This is a genomic window from Chitinophaga agrisoli (genome assembly GCF_008386695.1).
Classification (GTDB): domain Bacteria; phylum Bacteroidota; class Bacteroidia; order Chitinophagales; family Chitinophagaceae; genus Chitinophaga; species Chitinophaga agrisoli.
Genome location: NZ_VUOC01000001.1, coordinates 1753848 through 1772787 on the forward strand (window position 1 = coordinate 1753848; position 18940 = coordinate 1772787).

The window sequence follows — 18940 nt, forward strand, 5'->3', positions numbered from 1 at the left end:
TTTACCCCGGCAATAAAGCCCCTGTCACCGCAATAGCGATAAAAAGATACAGCTCTCCGCTCAATTCCCGCCGCAGCACCTGCAACGCTTTACTGATGTGTTTTTCTACCGTTTTAACAGAAATACCCATTTCATGGGCAATAGCTTTGTAGCTTAAGCTGTTGTAGTAGTTCAGCATAAATGCCTGGCGGCATTTCTCCGGCAGGGTATCAATACCTGCCTTTATTCTTTGTCGTAATGCTACATGTTCATAGGGATCGGGTTGTGAGGCTTCTGCCTCCTGCTCCTGCCGCAGCAGGTAGGAATGGTGGGGCGCCCTGGCCAGCCGGTCCCGCAATATGGTAGATACCTTGTACTTTACCGCATTGTTCAGGTACCCGCCTATATTAATATCTGCCGGTAGCTCAAACCGGCGCAGATACAGGCTCACATAGATGTCCTGCAGGATATCCTGGGTCAGCTCCCTGTCTTTTAATACGCTGTAAGCCTGGTTGGTTAATCCTATTACCGTTTGCTGGTACAATCGTTCAAAAGCCTTGGCGTCCCCCTGTTGTATGTCCTGCCACAATGCCTCGTATGTAGGATCGTTACTGATATACTGAATTTTCCCCGCAAAAATATCCTGCCGCCCTAAAACGGCATGTTATCTTATTGTAAACATGTTTGGCCCAATGTTAACTTAATATGAATTGTCCTTTTTTCGCAAAAAAGGGATGGGGGGAAACTCCTTTTCACGAGATAATATATCAAAGCAGCACGGCATGACCCAAGAGCGATTAAAATATTTACTGGACAGGTACCTGGATCAGACAGCTACAGAAGAGGAGCTGCAGGAGTATGCTGCCTGGTACCAGCAGCAATCGCATACAGAAGAGCCGCTGTTTAAACAGGAGGGGGGAGAGGATGCCCGTGCGTACAGCCGCCAGCTCTATGCCGGCATCAGCGCTAAGATCAGGATGCTGGAGCCGCAAACGCGTAAAAGACCCGTGTTGCATTATATGAAATGGGCGGCAGCTGCGGCCGCGGTAGCCGTTGGCGTTATAGTGCTGTACAATAGTACCCGTACTAAAGATCTGACTGCCATTGCCCAAAGGGAAACACAGTATGACCGGCAGGTGGTCGTTACAAATAATACAGACAAGGCCCGCAGGATCCAGCTGCAGGATGGTTCCATCGCAGAGCTGTCCCCGGGTAGTGAGGTAAGTTATAACGATCCTTTTGGCAGCCATGACAGGGAACTGCATTTAAAAGGCAAGGGTTTCTTCGAGGTAGCGCAGCATGCCCCTAAACCCTTTACCGTGTACGGCCATAACATTGTTACTACGGCGCTGGGCACCGCCTTCACGGTTACGGCCTGGCCGCAGGAACATAATGTATGGGTAGCCTTGCATAGCGGCAAGGTAGTGGTGAAGAACAGCCGCATGAAAGATGTATACCTGTTGCCAGGCCAGCAGTTATCCTGCAATCTGGCTACAGGTAAGGCTACCCTTCAGTCCATTGCCACAAACGGCGCTACTGCACAAGCGGCTGCCGTGCCCACACTGGGCGGGCGCACCGGCTTTACCGCCAGCTTTGACCAGGCGCCCATGACAGCCGTACTGGATTCCCTGCAGGCAGGGTACGATGTGCCGCTCAAGTATAACAGGAATGACATGGAAGATCTCCTGTTCTCCGGCAGCATCCGGGAAACAGACTCCCTGTCACAGGTATTGAAACGCATTGCTTTACTCTATGATCTGAAAATTAAGCCAACGGATAGGCAATTTATTATTCGAAAAAATCACTAACTAAATATTGAAGTATGATCACGCAACAGAGCTGTAAAGCTGTGAAGGGGCATGTTATGTCCTGCATGCTGCTCCTTTTTATTTCCCTGTTTTCCCTATCGCTGTCCGCGCAGTACAAAAAGATACGGGTAAAGGGATTAGTGGAAAATGAGAAGGGGGAAGCCCTGGAGGGCGTAACCGTAGAATTGATCAGCGGACAGGCCCCTGCCCGGCAGGTAGCGCTTACCAACCAGTCGGGTATGTTTGTATTCGATGCACCCGCTGCCCAGGGACCCTATGTATTCCATATCTCACATATAGGATACACCGCGCAAACCCTGCGTAAGGAAAAGCTAGACGCAGAAAAAGAGGAAGCCCTGTACATTATCTTAAAGACCAGCACCACCTCGCTGGACGAAGTAGTGGTAAGTTACGGCCGCCAGCGCCGCCGCGATGTGACCGGCGCTATCGTACAGCTGGACGCCGCCGGCGTAAAGGATATGCCGGTAGGGCAGTTTGCGCAGCAGCTGCAGGGCAAGATCCCCGGCGTGCAGGTAGATCAGACGAATGGCCAGCCAGGCAGGGGCATGCAGTTCCGCATACGCGGCGCCGCCTCCCTGGCCCTGGGCAATCAGCCGCTGTTTGTAGTGGATGGTATCCCCATTACCGGCAGCATCAATAATATCAACCCCTCGGAAATTGAATCCATCACCGTACTGAAAGATGCTTCCGCCAGCGCGCTGTATGGCTCCAGGGCAGCAAATGGCGTGGTGCTTATTGTCACCAAACACGCCAGGCCCGGCGATGCGAAAATAGAGCTCAACGCCTGGTACGGCGTGCAGGCCATCCCCCAGAAAGGAAGACCTAAATTGATGACCGCCCGCGAATTTGCGGAGTTCGAAAATGAATACTACGAAGACAAAGCAAAGTATGAGAACTCTACCGCCACGGTGCCGGATATATATAAGAACCCCGAGCGCTATGGCGAAGGCACTAACTGGTTTAATACTCTTACCCGCAACGCGCCCATACAACACTATGATCTCACCTTTACCACCGGTACAGACAAAGCCTCTTCCGCGGTAATGGTAGGTTACCAGGATCAGCAGGGGGTAATACTGAATACCGGTACCCGGCTTTTTACCTTACGCCTTAACCAGGATTTTAGTTTTAATAACAAAAAGCTAAAGATAGGTTTTGGCCTGGCGCCCAGCTACCGCATAGATCATAATAGCAGGCTGTCCACAGAAGGCGTGAATGGTTTGATCGAGAAGATCGTGGAAGCCAGTCCCCTGATCGCCCCGGTAGATGAAAATGGCAACATGCCCCAGTACGTGAGCACCACCGGTATGGTGGCCAACCTAAACCCCTATGCGCAGTTCATGCTCAAAAGGGAAGATTATAAGACCGGCCGTTTACTGGGTAATACCTACCTGAACTACCAGATCTTAGACGGATTGATGCTGAAAACAAACGTAGCCCTGGATAAGGGGGCAGAAACCAGTAACCAGTTTACGCCTGCTTTCATTTCTTCCACCGGCGTGGCAACAGGTCTGAGCAGCTCCGTAGACAACTATTCCTGGACAGCGGAAGCTACCCTTAACTATACCAAAACCTTCTTTAAATATCATCATATAGAAGCGCTGGTAGGTTACTCCGCGCAACAGTTCGACCAGGAAAGCAATACCGTATCCGGTACCAACTTCGCCAGCGAGGAAGTACCCTGGCTCAGTACCGCCACGGCTATCTCCGCCGGTTCCAGCAATACCACGCATTACTCATTGCTGTCAGAAATTGCCCGTCTTAACTATAACTACAAAGACAAATACCTGCTGTCTGGCGCTATCCGCCGCGATGGTTCTTCCCGCTTTGGCGCGCTGCGTAAGTATGGTAACTTTCCCTCTGTATCCGCCGGCTGGATCATCAGTAACGAAAGATTCATGGAAAACATAAAACCCGTTAACTTCCTGAAGATCCGCGCCAGCTATGGTATCACCGGTAATAACGACCTGGGTAACTACCAGGCCGTTTCACAGGTAGGACAGAGCAACTATGTATTGGGTAACACACTGGTACCAGGCCTCGCGCCCAGCTCTGTAGGCAACCAGGAACTGGCATGGGAAAGGAACAAACAATGGGATATAGGTGTAGACCTCTCCGTACTGAATAACAGGCTCACCTTCACTTATGATTACTATCATAAATTATCAGATGGCCTTATTCAGGAAAGACCCATTCCCCGTGCATCCGGTTATACGTCCATTACTTCTAACGTAGGCGCCCTGGCCCTGTGGGGACATGAGTTCAGCGTGAACGCCAACATCATTGATAAAAAGGACCTGCAATGGAACGCCGCTTTTAATATTTCTTTCAACAGGAATATCATCAAATCACTCGTAGCGCCCGGGTTCATCCGCAGGAATAACACCATCACATCAGACTACTGGCGCAACCAGGTAGGCCACCACCTGGGCGCTTTCTACGGTTTCGTGTTCGAAGGTTTGTATAAAGATGAGCAGGACCTCGCCAATTCTGCTAAGTACGGTACCAGCTCCGCCGTAGGTACGATCAAGATGAAAGATGTGGTAGAAGACGGGGTGATCAACGAAAGCGACCGTACCTTCATCGGCGATCCTAATCCTGATTTCCTCTATGGTTTCACCAACACTGTAACCTATAAGCGTTTCGACCTCTCCGTAGCTGTATCCGGCTCCGTAGGCGGACAGATCTTAAACGCTTCCCGCTGGGCTTACCTCACCAACCTGGATGGCGCCCGTATGCTGCTGGCTGCCGCAAAAGACCGTTGGCGCTCACCGGAAAACCCGGGCTCCGGCATCTATCCCAGAACACTGACAGGCACCACCGCTTTAGGCCGTTCTGTTAATAGCCAGTGGCTGGAAGATGCTACTTACCTCACCGTAAAGAACATCACCCTGGGATATAACATAGGGCTGGGTAACAGCCTGGCCATAAAAGCCATCCGCGTATACGCCTCCGTGCAGAACGCATTCATCTTTACCGGTTACACAGGCATTAACCCGGAGATCAGCCTGGATGGCCTCAACGGCAGGTCGCAGGGTATAGATGAAAATGCGTATCCCACGCCCAGGACCTTTGCCCTTGGTTTCACCGCCACCTTTAAATAACTGTCTCCATTCAAAAGCATGCATATGAAAAGGCTATATATCTTCATCACCATACTTGCGTTCACCGCAGTCTCCTGCAAAAAGAGCTTTATTGATCTGTCGCCGCAGGACCAGATCTCCGGCGCCAACCTTTACAAAACAGAGCCCCTGCTCCGGCAGGCCCTCATAGGCGCTTACACGCCCCTCCGCGACCTGATGGTCAACGATTTTTACACCGGCGAAATGCGCTCCGATAACACGCATTACGAATTTTACCAGGTAGACCGTGGCACCGCATACGTGCAGCGCGAAAATATCGCAGACTTTACAGACGATCCCACCAATGCCTACACCAATGCCGTATACTTCCATTGTTATAACGGCATTACCCGCGCAAACCTGGTCCTGGAAAATATGGGACAAGCGCCCCTCTCAGACACCGCCGCCAATGACATCGCCGGCCAGGCGGAATTCATCCGCGCCTTTAACTATTTCAAGCTGGTAAGATACTTTGGCGGTGTGCCCCTGTTCCTCAAGAGCATCAGGAAAGCAGACGATGCTTTCCTGCCCCGTTCCACCGCAGACGAAGTATACGCGCAGATCATCAAAGACGCACAGGACGCCGTTGCCAAACTGAGCGATCCCGTTTTCGCCGCTAACAAACAAGGCGGCCAGGCCACCAAAGGCGCTGCTACCATGCTGCTGGCAGAAGTATACATGACACAGAAAAAGTATGCAGAAGCCGCAACCTTACTCACTTCCCTGGATGCAATGGGCTACGACCTGCTCACAGACTATGCCGCCGTATTCTCACCCGCCAATAAGAATAGCCGGGAATCCATCTTTGAGGTGCAATACCTGGAAGGGCTGCAGGGTAACCAGTTCAGCGATTTCATCTACCGCTTCCTGCCACGCTCCCTCGATACAAAGATCATCACCGGCGTTAAATCAAATAACCGCACCATCGGTGGCTGGAACACCCCCACCCAGGACATGATCGCCACCTACGAACCAGACGATAAACGCCTCGACGCTTCTATCGGTATCGCAGAAGGCGCTTACGACGCCAGCTTCCAGTTCACCTTTTCCGCCAACAAAAGCGTATTGAACTACACGCCGGCAGCAGGCAAAGTAGGGGTGCCATACATAAAAAAATACCTGCACACGCACGCCAACCCCCTCAACACGGATGATAACTGGCCCATCTACCGCTATGCAGACGCACTGCTCATGCTGGCAGAGGCGCTCAACGAACAAGGCAATGGCGGCGCCGCCCTCGCCTCGCTGAACCGTGTACGCGCCCGTGCCTTTGGCGATGGCGCCCACAACATCACCACCACCGCCCAGGCCGTCCTCCGCGACATCATCGCGCACGAGCGCCGCGTAGAGCTGGCCTTCGAGAACCATCGCTGGCACGACCTCGTACGCACCGGCAAAGCAATAGAAGTAATGAATGCAGACGGCATCCGCCTGAAACAGATTTACCCCTATCTGTCACCTGCCAGCTACCAGGTAAACGCTAATAAGTTATTATTCCCGATACCACAATCAGAGAGGGATTTGAATCCGGCGCTTGCGCAGAACCCGGGTTATCCGCAGTAATAGATATTCATATAAAAAGGAGCGTCTCAATAACATTGAGGCGCTTTTTTGTGAGGCATAGGAAGAAGCGATTACTAACGTAAATCATCTTTATCTATTGATTATCAATATATAATTATAAGCAAAATTGTTTACCTAAAATCGTTATATTTGTATTGTGAAAACAAGCGATATTGCCATATTAAAAGGAATACATCCAGGATTTGTGTTAGAACGCGAGCTTAAAAAGAGGAATCTCGCTAAGGGTCCGTTTGCCCTGTCTTTGCAGGAGTTCCCCCAGACCTTGGGTGCGATCACTAATGGCAAGCGTAAAATGAATACAGCGCTTGCATTGAAAATAGAACGTGCTCTGGGGATTGAAGAAGGTTTTTTCATGATCTTACAGGTATATTATGATATCCAGGAAGAAAAACGAAAACAAGAGACTAAGGCCATCCCTGACTTAACAAAATTAAGGCCGGGGCTTTTTTGGGACACCAAGATAGAAACACTGGATTGGCAACGATATAAAGAGGCTGTTATCAAAAGAATATTTGAGCGGGGTGATGATGTGGAAAAAGCGGAGATTACTCGTTTTTACGGAAAAAATATAATAGATCAGGTGTTGAAGGCTAGCCATTAAAATCAGAATAATGAATAAACCATTGTATTGGAACACCATCTCCCAATTATCATGAATTGTTGGATCACTATCCATTAACACAAATGATGCAATTACATGAACAACGCTACCCCTATAGCCATGATGCTGATGTGATAAAAGCGAACCTTACCAAATTTGCAATGGCGGATAAAGATTTTGATCCCCAGTGTCTAAAAGGTAAACATTGGGAGTTGATTAAATTGGATATAATAGATGAGGTAAGGAAGCAGTTTACCTGATCATATTTCCAACTTGACGTTATTCTCTTGCCAACTTTTCCAATTTAGCACCTCCATCACCAACCCCTCCCAAACCCTCACCCACACGCGTTTTCCTTATCTCGTAAATTCTTTTCCGCTTTCGATTACACCACTCAACTCCAATATCGCAAATTTGCAACGCTTAGTTAAACCATAAGCACTGTAGTACGCGACGGAATATTTTCCCGTCGCACAACGCTGGTATTTTACTCCGGAATACCAGCGTTAGAAAACCCTTAATCAACAGATAGAGACCCTCAACATTTACGTTAAAAATTTTAATCGTATGAGACCCGTAGACACAGCGCCCACCATTAGCCCAGGTAGACAGTCCATGTCCATATCAGCCAACCTCGCTGATACGCCGCCTTTACAGCCGCTGATCATCGATGTAACAGAAGAGGAAAGACTGGAAATTACCTACGTCGGAAAAAAGCTAAAAAGGAAATACAAAGGCTACGAAAACCCCGAGTTCGTCGCCATGTTACACCTCAATGCGTATACGTTATTGCCGGAACGTATTGCCACGGTGCTCAGTAGTTTCGGTACAGATTTTTCCGCACAACAGTATGGCGCCATCATACTGCGTGGGCTGGTAGAGATAGGGCAGGCGGAGCTAGGCCCCACGCCGCCCTCCTGGCAGGAAACAGATTATAATAAGATCGTCGAATACGGTTTTATTTCCTCCCTGTTGCATGGCGCCGTACCTTCCAAACCAGTAGAGTACTATGCGCAAAGAAAAGGTGGGGGCCTTATGCATGCCATCATTCCGGATGAGAAGATGAGCCATACACAAACCGGCTCCGGCTCGCGCACAGACTTATTTGTGCATACGGAAGACGCTTTCCTGTACAATGCGGCAGACTTCCTTAGCTTTTTATTCCTGCGCAATGAAGAGCGCGTGCCGTCCACTTTATACTCCATACGCTCGCACGGCAGGCCAAATGCCAGGATGCAGGAACTATTCAAACCCATCTACAAATGTCCCAAGGATGCCAACTATGAGGCGGATGATGCCATCAGCGAAGCCACCCGTACCTCCATCCTGTATGGGAACGAAGCCGCTCCCTTCATGCGTTTTGATGCCGCAGAACAGATTTACAACGAGCAGGCAGACCAGGACCCGGAGGCCCTGCGCAATCTCGTGTACTTCTGGGAAGAGGCCAGGGAATTGATCTATAACGATTTTATCCCGGAGTCTGGGGATCTTATCTTCGTCAACAATCACCTGTGCGCACACGGGCGTAATGCTTTCCTGGCCGGATTCAGGGAAGAATACGGTCAGCTGGTGAAATGCGAGCGCCGTATCATGTTACGGATGATGAGCAAGACCAGTTTGATCAACATCCGCGCAGTCACCCACCCGGAGAACCCATATCTCATCATGGAAGAGCACTACGGTAAAATATACCGCACTGCCTGAGCAAACCTTTAACCAAACCCGGAAAATTAAACCCAACATATGAGTACTACAGCATATGCAGGCCCACAGCCTGTACAGGATCGCTTATTGCCTGTAAAAGAAACCTATAAAGATATTTTTCACGAAGGCGCCGCCGCGGAGTATGAAAAAGCAATGGCCGGCGCGCGCGAGCTGGTGCTCAATTTCTTGCAACACAACCGCCAGCCTTTCAGCGGCGTCTCCGCTGCAGAGTTGAAAGCAGCATTTGCGGCCGTAGACTTTGATACCCCGCTGCCAGACTATGACAGCCTGTTTAATGAAGTACAGGAACTCTATGTAAAACATGCTACCGCCTTTCATCTCCCCGCATACATTGCACATCTCAATTGCCCGGTAGTAATACCGGCGGTAGCCGCAGAGGTATTGATCGCTGCCATCAACTCCTCCCAGGATACCTGGGACCAAAGCGCCGGTGGCACATTGATGGAACAGCAGCTGATCAGCTGGACAGCCCGCGAAATTGGTTTTGGTCCGCTGGCAGACGGCGTATTTACCGCCGGTGGTTCCCAAAGTAACCTCATGGGCCTCCTGCTGGCAAGAGATTATTATGCCGCTACACACGGCAATCATAATATCAAACAACATGGCCTGCCTGTGGATGCTTCCCGTTATCGCATCTTCCTCTCAGAGAAAGCGCATTTCAGCAATCACAAAGGCGCTGCTTTATTGGGCCTGGGTGAGCAGGCGCTGGTAGAGATAAAAACGGATGAGCGTTTCCGCATGGATCCCGAACTGCTGGAAGCGGCCATTATCCGCGAGCTGCAACAGGGCAATATCCCCATTGCCATTGTAGCCACTGCCGGCACTACAGACTTTGGTAACCTGGATCCACTGGCAGAAGCAGGCCGGTTAGCTGCCAAATACAACCTATGGTACCATATAGATGCAGCCTACGGTTGTGGCTTGCTGCTCACGGAAAAATACCGCAGCCTGCTCAACGGTATAGAAACAGCGCACTCCGTGACCATTGACTATCATAAATCATTCTTTCAGCCCATCAGCAGCAGTGCATTCATCGTAAAGGATAAACAGTACCTGCGGCTCTTGCGTATGCATGTGGATTACCTCAATCCCAAGGATGAGGATTACGATGATCTCAACCAGATCAATAAATCCATTATGCAAAGCACCCGCCGGTTTGATGCTTTAAAGCTATGGTGCACGCTCCGTTTAATGGGAAAACAGCAATTAGGCGTTTATACAGAAACCATTATAGAAACGGCAGAAAAGGCCGCAGAAGTAATTGCGCTGGACCCGGAATTAGAATTGCTTAGTTATTCAGATATGGGCGTGATCCTGTTCCGTTATGCGCCGGAGTCGCATAAAACAGCAGACCTGGATGCCCTGAACCAATACATAAAAAAAGCTATGTTCAACAGCGGCAAAGTGCTGGTGGCCAGTACCCGGGTAAATGGCGTCTTCCATCTCAAGTTTACCATGCTCAATCCATTGACCACGCTGGATGATGTACACTTCATCCTCCGTACCATTAAACAACACGGTGCTGCCTGGCGCCGCTAAAACCCAATAATATGATTCAGGAATCCATCAATAGGTCCGCCGCCGAAGCCGTTGCCCACCTGCAGCCGGAAACATGGGCCAGGGTAAACCGCCTGCTCCTCCGTAAGATCATCGCGGAATTTGCACATGAGCTGCTGATCACGCCTGTACTGGAACATACCCAGGCCGGCTGGGGACAGTACACCTTATCGCCCGCGGAAGCTATTACCTATCGTTTCAGCGCAAAGCTGTTAAGCCTCGACCATTGGTTTATAGATACTGCCTCCATTGAAAAGCAGGTAAATGGCGTCCTGGCAAACCTGGATGCCGTACATTTCATCACAGAGTTCAGCGAACAGCTGGGTTTTGATCCGGTGTTATTGCCCACCTATATGGAGGAGATCATCAGCACCTTATATGGCAGTGCGTACATGCACACCTATAATACAACTACCGTAACGGAATTAACCCAGGCAGACTACCAGGATATAGAGCACGCCATGATGGCCGGGCACCCCTGTTTTGTCGCCAACAACGGCCGTATAGGATACGATACGGTAGACTATCGCAAATACGCGCCGGAGGCCGCCACGCCCTTTCCCGTTATATGGCTGGCCGGCCACAAAAGCAGAACGGTATTCACCGCCATCGATCCCCTGGATTATGAACAGGTGCTGCAACAGGAACTGGATGCAGATACCCTGGCGGAGTTTAACGGCATACTTACCGCAAAAGGATTAACCCCCGCAGATTATTATTTCATGCCTACCCATCCCTGGCAATGGTATAACAAGCTGGCCAGCATCTTTGCGCCGGATATTGCTGCCAACTACCTCGTATGCCTGAGATACGGCAAGGATCAGTATCTGCCACAGCAATCCGTACGCACCCTGTTTAATGTAAGTTCCCCGGCGCGCTTTTACGTAAAATCTGCCCTCTCCATATTGAACATGGGCTTTATGCGCGGTCTCTCGCCTTATTACATGCGTACCACGCCCGGTATCAATGAATGGGTGAGCGCCCTTATAGAAGGAGACGCTTACCTGCAGCAGAAAGGTTTTACCATGCTTAAGGAGGCCGCTACCATGGGCTATACCAATCATTACTTTGAGGCGGCCATTAAAACAGAAAGCGCGTATAAGAAAATGCTGGCTACCCTCTGGCGCGAAAGCCCCATGACAAAACTCCAGCCCGGCCAGCGTTTAATGACCATGGCCGCCCTGCTGCATATAGATGCCCACGGCCAGGCCATGCTACCGGCGCTGATCAAAGCTTCCGGCCTGGATATCACCACCTGGTTGCAGCAGTATATGGATTGTTACCTCAGTCCCTTGCTGCATTGTTTCTATTACTACGACCTGCGCTTTATGCCGCATGGGGAGAACGTAATACTGGTATTGGAAAACAACGTCCCCGTAAGGGCTATCATGAAGGATATAGCAGAGGAGGTGGCCATCGTGAACAGCGGGCTGCAGCTGCCGGAAAACGTACAACGTATCGTCATCCCGGTACCGGAAGAGCTGAAGATCCTTTCCATCTTCACCCAGATCTTTGACTGCTTCTTCCGTTTTGTAGCACACATCCTGGTGGAGCATGCAGACTATCCGGAAGAGAAATTCTGGGCGCTGGCGGCAGATTGTATCCTGCAATACCAGCAGCTGCATCCGGAATTGGAAGATAAATTCCAACGCAGTAACCTGTTTGCGGAAGAGATCATCAAAACCTGTTTAAACCGCCTGCAGATCCATAATAACCAGCGGATGATAGAGCCCAGCAATCCTTTTAAGAGCCAGCAGTTTGCCGGCACATTTAAGAACCCGTTGGCAGCCTTTAAGCCTAAACAGGTGCCGGTTATTTAACAACTAAAAACCATTTACATGTTTAATCCAGTTAGTCCCCGGGATGCAGTGGCCCACCTGCAACCGGATATATGGGCCAGCGTTAACCGCCTGCATATACGTAAAATGATCGCAGAATACGCGCATGAGCAGATTATCCAGCCTTCCTACAGGCATGTAAAGGAGGGATGGGTATGTTATGTGCTCAAACCGGATCTGCCAGATATAGAATACCGTTTTCGCGCCAGGGTCCTGCGCCTGCATCATTGGTACATCCTTACGGAGTCCATCGAAAAGCTGGTGAACGGCCAGCCCGTGCCGCTGGATGCCCTGGCCTTTATCGTAGAGTTCAGTGAACAACTCAATATGGATCCCGCCCTGCTGCCCGTGTATATGGAAGAAGTAGCCGCCACGTTATATGGTAGCGCCTATATGCACGCGCAGGGCGGCCCATCATCCGCCCAATTGGCAGCCGCGGGTTACCAGGAGATAGAGCACGCCATGACCGGTCACCCCCGCTTTATTGCCAACAACGGGCGCGTAGGTTTTGATGCAGCAGACTATCGCAGCTTTGCGCCAGAGGCCGCGGAGCCATTCGCTTTGTTATGGCTGGCCGGGCACAGGCAATGCACAGAGTTCACCAGCATAGCGCCGCTGGATTATGCCAGCGTACTGCAGCAGGAGCTGGGCGATACAGCAGATGCCTTTAACGCCATGCTTGAAGCTAAAGGCCTGAACCCGGCCGATTATATCTTTATGCCCGTACATCCCTGGCAATGGTATAACAAACTGGCCGGCATCTTTGCGCCGGACATCGCCGCGCAGCGGCTGGTATTATTAGGCTACGGACAGGATCAGTATCTACCCCAGCAATCCATCCGCACTTTCTTCAATATAGATCAGCCGCAGAAATACTACGTAAAAACGGCCCTCTCTATTCTAAATATGGGATATGTGCGTGGCCTGTCCCCCTACTTCATGCGCACCACTCCCGTGATCAACGAATGGGTTTATAACGTGGTAGAGCAGGATCCCTACTTGCAGGAAACGGGCTTCTGCACCCTGCGGGAAATAGCCACTACCGGGTATGCTAACCACTACTACGAAACCGCCACAAAAACGGATAACCCATACAAGAAAATGCTGGCATCCCTCTGGCGGGAAAGCCCTTTATCTAAAATAAAACAAGGCCAGCGCCTCGCTACCATGGCCGCCCTGCTGCATGTGGATCCTCAGGGTATTGCCCTGCTCCCGGAGTTCATCAGGTTATCCGGGCTGGATGCGGAACAATGGCTCCGCCAATACATCCACTGTTATATGAGCCCCTTGCTGCACTGCTTCTACCAGTATGATATGGTATTTATGCCGCATGGGGAAAACATTATCCTGGTACTGGAAAACCATGTACCGGTACGCGCCATCATGAAGGACATAGGAGAGGAGGTATCGGTCATCAATACAGACGCAGCGCTGCCGGAGGCCGCCGCCCGCCTGCATGTGACCGTACCGGACAATGTAAAGACCCTGCCGCTGTTCACCCAGATCTTCGACGGCATCTTCCGTTTCATAGCGGCCATCCTGGTAGAGCATATGGATTTCCAGGAACAACGTTTCTGGGAACTGGTGGCCAATGTAGTGCAGGAGTACCAGCAACGGCATCCGCAGCTGGCGCACAAGTTCCTGCAATATGACCTGTTTGTGCCGGAGATCAGCCCGGATGCGCTCAACCGTTTACAGATCAGCAACAACCGTCAGCTACGCAACAGGGCCAACCCTTTTGATGTGCCTTCTGTTGGTAAGCTGGATAACCCGATCGCCGCTTTCAAAACATCTGCGTACGCTAAACTGGCCCTGGTAAATGAATAAGCAATTAAAAACTTGTATCGGGATTTTACTACTGATGGCCATTCATACCTCCGGCCACGCCCAGGGCAAACCAACTGTGTTAATAGAAGAGCTCACCTCCCGTGAGCTGGCTGCCCGTATAGACGGTGGCGCTACCACGGTGCTGATCTTCAGCGGTGGTACAGAAGCTTCCGGCCCGCATCTGGCGCTGGGCAAACACAACTACCGGGTATACCGCTACGCGGCGCAGATAGCAGACAGTATAGGCAATACCCTCGTAGCGCCGGTCCTTCCCTTTGCGCCTAACAGCCCGGTACTGGAGCGTTTTCCCGGCACCATCTCCCTTAGCGATCAAACCTTTGCAAACGTAAATGAGCAGATCGCCCGCAGTATGGCGGCAGCTGGCTTCCGCTACATTATCCTGATGAGCGATCACTTTAACAGCCAGCGCCCGCTTAAATTATTAGCCGCCCGCCTGGATAGCGCCTTAGCGCCTAAAGGCATACGGGTGCTTTTTTCCGGCGATGGTTATGCAAAGGCAAGGGCACAGATAGAAACGGGCATTGCACAACAAGGCCAGGTACCTGGTGGCCACGGCGGCTTATGGGATACGGCGGAAACCTGGGCCGTAATACCAGCCGCCATACGTACGGCCTACCTCGCGCCGGGCGATACCACCCAACATGGCAATGGGCCCCTGGATGCTGCCGGCGTGTCCGGAGATCCCTGCCTCGCTACACCGGAACTGGGGCGCCGCTTTGGCCAGTTAAGGGTACAGCTGGCAGTACAGGAGATCCGCGATTGGTTAAAACAAGTAAAAAATTAAAAGCATGGCAACACCGCATTTAACCGCCATGATCAACAGCTATTGCCGGGCATTCATCAACTGGAGCTGTTATGAAGGCATCCCTCAATATGATAGCACGCTGGCGGGCTATTTTGCTGCCACGGGGTATCAACTGCATCTGCGGCTGGACTTTACGACCATAGGCAAGGAAGTATTTCTGCCACTGCGGTATTTTTCAGAAAGCGGCTATCATGTATTCGACTTTCCCGCCGTGGAAAGGGAACTGGCCACAGATCAGCTGGTACCCATAGATGCCGCGCATTTCCTGGTCGTCGTAACGGAATATTTGAAGGACAGTTACCCGCAGCTCAGGCTCCGGCAGGCCCTCGATAACCTCGCCGCCTGGCCGGCGCCGGCACTGCTGGGAGATGTGTCTATGGCCTCATATAACGCCTGCATAGATAACCTGCTACAGGCGCCTGCGCCGAAGATCCACCTGGTACAGCGCCTGCTCCGTATAATAGCCATATTGGGTTATCAACAGCAGGCAGATGAAACAACGCTGCTGCAACAGGCTTATCAGTCGCTGGAACAACACCAACCGGATCATCCGCTGTTACAAGCCAACAGACTCTCCATTCCCTGCGAGCTCTTGTCCTTCCTGCATGGAGAGGAGGTTATATACCGTCCTTTCCCCAACCCGCTGCACAAGGCCTTTTTTTCACCGGCGCTTATTCAGCCCAAAGGAAAAGATCACGTATACAGCCGCTATTTTCCAAAAGAAAACATCACCGTTAGTATCCGCCCTTTTGATATAGACCGCGATCTGGAAATGGTGCACGAATGGTTTAACCGCGAGCATGCAAAAAAGATCTGGAAAATGGACTGGCCCCTGCGGGAACTGGAAACCTACTATCGTACCATGCTGCCCGGTAATGCCGCCCACAGCTATATTGGGGAGATCGATGGCACGCCCACCTACAATTTTGAAGTATACTGGGTCGTGCGCGATCTGCTCTGCGATTACTACGACGCCTTGCCCACAGATTATGGCACCCACCAGTTTATTGCGCCGGTAGACCCTAAGCAGAAATTCGCCTCGCCTTCTACCCAATCTATGCTCGACTGGGTATTTGCCCAGCCCCAGGTAGGTAAGATGGTAGGCGAGGGGTCCGTAGAATCGCTCGCCGCCCTTATGAATAAAGCCCATGTGGGTTTCCGGGTGGAGAGGGTGATAGAGCTGCCGCATAAAAAAGCCAACCTCAATTTCTGCTACCGGGAGTGGTATTGGGCCAAATTCCCGGAGAACCGTCATATCACTACACAAAAACAAACTACACATGCAACAACCGTCAGTATATAATATAATAGGCATCGGTATTGGCCCTTTTAACCTGGGCCTGGCAGCGCTGCTGCACCCGGTAAAAGAGGTCAGCGCCGTTTTCTTTGACCAGGCAGATGGCTTTGATTGGCACCCCGGCCTCATGCTCAACAGCGCTACTCTGCAAACGCCATTTATGGGCACAGACCTGGTGACCATGGCAGACCCTACCAGTTGGTTCAGTTTCCTGAACTTTCTCAAACAAACCGGCAGGTTATACCCCTTCTTCATCCGGGAAGACTTCTACATGCTCCGCAAGGAGTATAACCATTATTGTCAGTGGGCAGTAGCACAACTACCGGCCTGCCGTTTCTCGCATAAGGTCACAAAGCTTTCCTGGCGGGATGGACTGTACGAAGTAACGGTGCAGCATACCAAAACCGGTCAAACCACTATCGCCTATGCGGAAAAGCTCGTGTTGGGAACGGGTACGCAGCCTTATACGCCCTCCTTCATCAACAGGGAAGAGCTGCCGGGTGTGATCCATACCTCCGCTTACCTGCCCGGCAAAGCAGACATCCTGCGCAAAGGCGCCGTTACCATCATCGGCTCCGGCCAAAGCGCAGCGGAGATCTTTTACGATCTGTTGCCGGAAACAAAACAAGGCTTGCAGTTAAACTGGTTTACCCGGGCAGATAGGTTCTTCCCCATGGAATACTCCAAACTCACGCTGGAGCTCACCTCACCGGAATACGTGGACTATTTCTACCACATGCCGCCGGAACGCCGTAAAAAGATCTTGTCCGGCCAAAACTCCCTGTTTAAAGGCATCAACTATGATCTCATTAACCAGATCTACGACACCCTCTATGAAATGAGCGTAGGCGGCCGGCAACTAAATGTACAGTTGCAGGCTAACAGCGAGCTAACAGGCATTACGCCTGGCGGGGCAAGCCATGACTACACGCTGCACTTTACCCAGGTACAGCAGCAGCGGCAGTTCGCCCTGGATACCAACTCCGTAGTGCTGGCCACTGGTTACAAATACAACGAGCCGCCCATCCTCCATGGCATCGAAGACCGCATTCGCCGTACCCCGGAGCAGCTGCTGGATGTGCATCGTAATTATACCATAGACATTCACCACAACGAAATATTTGTACAGAATGCAGAACTGCATACCCACGGCTTCGTAACGCCAGACCTGGGTATGGGCGCCTACCGCAACTCCCATATCGTTAACGCTGTTGCCGGTCGCGAAGTGTATAAGATAGAAGAGCGCATCGCCTACCAGGATTTTGGCGTAGCCAGTGTAAAGGAGCCGGTTGCAGACCTGGCCATTACCTAACGTTAAACCACTATTACGCATGAACGCCGTGTTGTTAAGGGCCCGTTCCATATTTAACCTGTTTAAGAGCGCCATTGCCGGCACAGAAAAGGATTTCACCTCCGGCAGTGTAAACCGCGCCACCTTTTTACTATCCGTGCCATCCATGCTGGAGCTGGCCATGGAGTCCCTGTTCGTGATGGTGGACCTGTTTTTTGTGAGCAGCCTGGGAGAAAGGGCCATCACCATTGTAGGCATCGTTAACTCAGTGATCATTGTTTTTCACTCTGTGGCCATGGGCTTAAGTATTGCCGCTACCGCCATCATCTCCCGCCGGGTAGGGGAGAAGAAACCCCGTACCGCAGGTCTGGCAGCCATGCAGGCCATTTACCTGGGTATTACGATCTCCGTATTGTTCAGCATATTGTCCATCACCTTTAACAAAAATATTTTACACCTGGCCGGCGCTTCGCCGGCTTTGATCCATGAGGGCGACCTGTTTTCCCGCATCATGTTTGGCTGTATCCTGCTGGTAGTGATGCGCGTACTCATGAACGGGGTATTCCGGGGCGCGGGTAACGCAGCCATGGCCATGCGCACGCTGCTGCTTTCCAACGCGGTAAATGCCGTATTATGCGCGGTGCTCATCTTTGGCCTGGGGCCTATCCCGTCCTTTGGGTTATTAGGCGCTGCCATGGCTACCGGTATCGCCAACCTCGTAGGGGTTACCTATCAGTGCTGGTACTTTGGTAAAGCAGAGCAAATGATCACCATCGGTAAACAACAGCTCATGCTGGTACCTGCTATCATCAAACGGTTGTGCAAACTGGCAGCCTCCGGCACGGTGCAGTACCTGGTACCCTCATCCAGCAGGTTCCTTATGATCATTGTTGTGGCCAAACTGGGGGAGAGCGTGCTGGCCGGTTATATTGTGGCCAACCGCATTATTATGTTCACCGTACTGCCGGCATGGGGCATTGCCAATGCCGCGGGGGTGTTAACAGGCCAGAACCTGGGCGCCCGCCAGCCGGAAAGGGCAGAGCAGTCCGTATGGAAAACAGGCGCATTCAATATGTGCTTCCTGGGTAGCATCGCCATCCTGCTTTTAATATCCGGCCAGAGCCTGGTACACATCTTTACCCGCGAGCCCGTGGTAGTGCAGAATGCCGCCCTTTACCTGCGTTACATGTCCATCGCGTATTTCTTCTTTGGTTATACCATGGTCATCTCCCGCTCCCTCAATGCGGCGGGTTCCGTACATGTTGTTACGCTGCTGTACGTGCTTATGTTCTATATAACACAGCTGCCACTGGCCTGGTTACTGGGCATTCATTGGAACTGGGGCCCGCAGGGCATCTTCATCGCCATACTGGCATCGGAAATGGTGCTGGCCATTGCCTGCGTGATCGTCTTCAGGACCGGCCGCTGGAAAAAAGTAAAACTCTGATCATTAACACCAATAAC

13 protein-coding genes are annotated in these 18940 nt (G+C 51.3%); 12 read left to right on the top strand and 1 reads right to left on the bottom strand.

Translation table 11 applies throughout. The features are described from left to right. Position 1: 1 nt before the first annotated feature. Positions 2–568, bottom strand: coding sequence for an RNA polymerase sigma factor (locus F0L74_RS07250; protein ID WP_188315891.1), 567 nt, complete (start codon positions 566–568; stop codon positions 2–4). A gap of 193 nt (positions 569–761) precedes the next feature. Between F0L74_RS07250 and F0L74_RS07255 the strand changes: the two genes are divergently transcribed. From F0L74_RS07255 to F0L74_RS07310, 12 genes are all read left to right on the top strand, one after another. After that, positions 762–1787: a FecR family protein gene (locus F0L74_RS07255; RefSeq protein WP_188315892.1), complete on the top strand. Its 1026-nt coding sequence runs from the start codon at positions 762–764 to the stop codon at positions 1785–1787. A 14-nt stretch (positions 1788–1801) separates the two neighbouring features. Further along, on the top strand, positions 1802–4912 hold the full coding sequence (locus tag F0L74_RS07260) for a SusC/RagA family TonB-linked outer membrane protein (protein ID WP_149837131.1): 3111 nt from the start codon (positions 1802–1804) through the stop codon (positions 4910–4912). A 24-nt stretch (positions 4913–4936) separates the two neighbouring features. Beyond that, complete coding sequence (locus F0L74_RS07265; protein ID WP_149837132.1) at positions 4937–6493, top strand: RagB/SusD family nutrient uptake outer membrane protein; 1557 nt, start codon at positions 4937–4939, stop codon at positions 6491–6493. Positions 6494–6650: 157 nt separating this feature from the next. Further along, positions 6651–7115: a helix-turn-helix transcriptional regulator gene (locus F0L74_RS07270; protein ID WP_149837133.1), complete on the top strand. Its 465-nt coding sequence runs from the start codon at positions 6651–6653 to the stop codon at positions 7113–7115. Between the two features lie 567 nt (positions 7116–7682). Further along, positions 7683–8819, top strand: coding sequence for a Fe(II)-2OG oxygenase family protein (locus F0L74_RS07275; RefSeq protein WP_149837134.1), 1137 nt, complete (start codon positions 7683–7685; stop codon positions 8817–8819). 39 nt (positions 8820–8858) lie between these two features. Then, positions 8859–10379 (top strand): pyridoxal phosphate-dependent decarboxylase family protein, encoded by a 1521-nt coding sequence (locus F0L74_RS07280; protein ID WP_149837135.1) that lies wholly within the window; start codon positions 8859–8861, stop codon positions 10377–10379. 11 nt (positions 10380–10390) lie between these two features. Further along, positions 10391–12217 carry an IucA/IucC family protein gene (locus F0L74_RS07285; RefSeq protein ID WP_149837136.1) on the top strand — a complete coding sequence of 609 codons (1827 nt, stop codon included), beginning with the start codon at positions 10391–10393 and terminating at the stop codon, positions 12215–12217. An 18-nt stretch (positions 12218–12235) separates the two neighbouring features. Further along, positions 12236–14062 (top strand): IucA/IucC family protein, encoded by a 1827-nt coding sequence (locus tag F0L74_RS07290; protein ID WP_149837137.1) that lies wholly within the window; start codon positions 12236–12238, stop codon positions 14060–14062. Further along, a complete protein-coding gene (locus F0L74_RS07295; protein WP_149837138.1) occupies positions 14055–14867 on the top strand; it encodes a creatininase family protein in 813 nt (270 codons plus the stop codon). The genes F0L74_RS07290 and F0L74_RS07295 overlap by 8 nt, the downstream gene beginning before the upstream one ends. Positions 14868–14871: 4 nt before the next feature. Then, positions 14872–16191: a GNAT family N-acetyltransferase gene (locus tag F0L74_RS07300; RefSeq protein ID WP_149837139.1), complete on the top strand. Its 1320-nt coding sequence runs from the start codon at positions 14872–14874 to the stop codon at positions 16189–16191. Then, positions 16169–17497 (top strand): lysine N(6)-hydroxylase/L-ornithine N(5)-oxygenase family protein, encoded by a 1329-nt coding sequence (locus tag F0L74_RS07305; protein WP_149837140.1) that lies wholly within the window; start codon positions 16169–16171, stop codon positions 17495–17497. Before F0L74_RS07300 ends, F0L74_RS07305 begins: the two co-directional genes overlap by 23 nt. Before the next feature lie 19 nt (positions 17498–17516). Next, the gene (locus F0L74_RS07310; protein ID WP_149837141.1) at positions 17517–18923 is read left to right on the top strand and encodes an MATE family efflux transporter; all 1407 of its coding nucleotides are present in this window, start codon (positions 17517–17519) and stop codon (positions 18921–18923) included. The last annotated feature ends 17 nt before the right edge of the window (positions 18924–18940 follow it).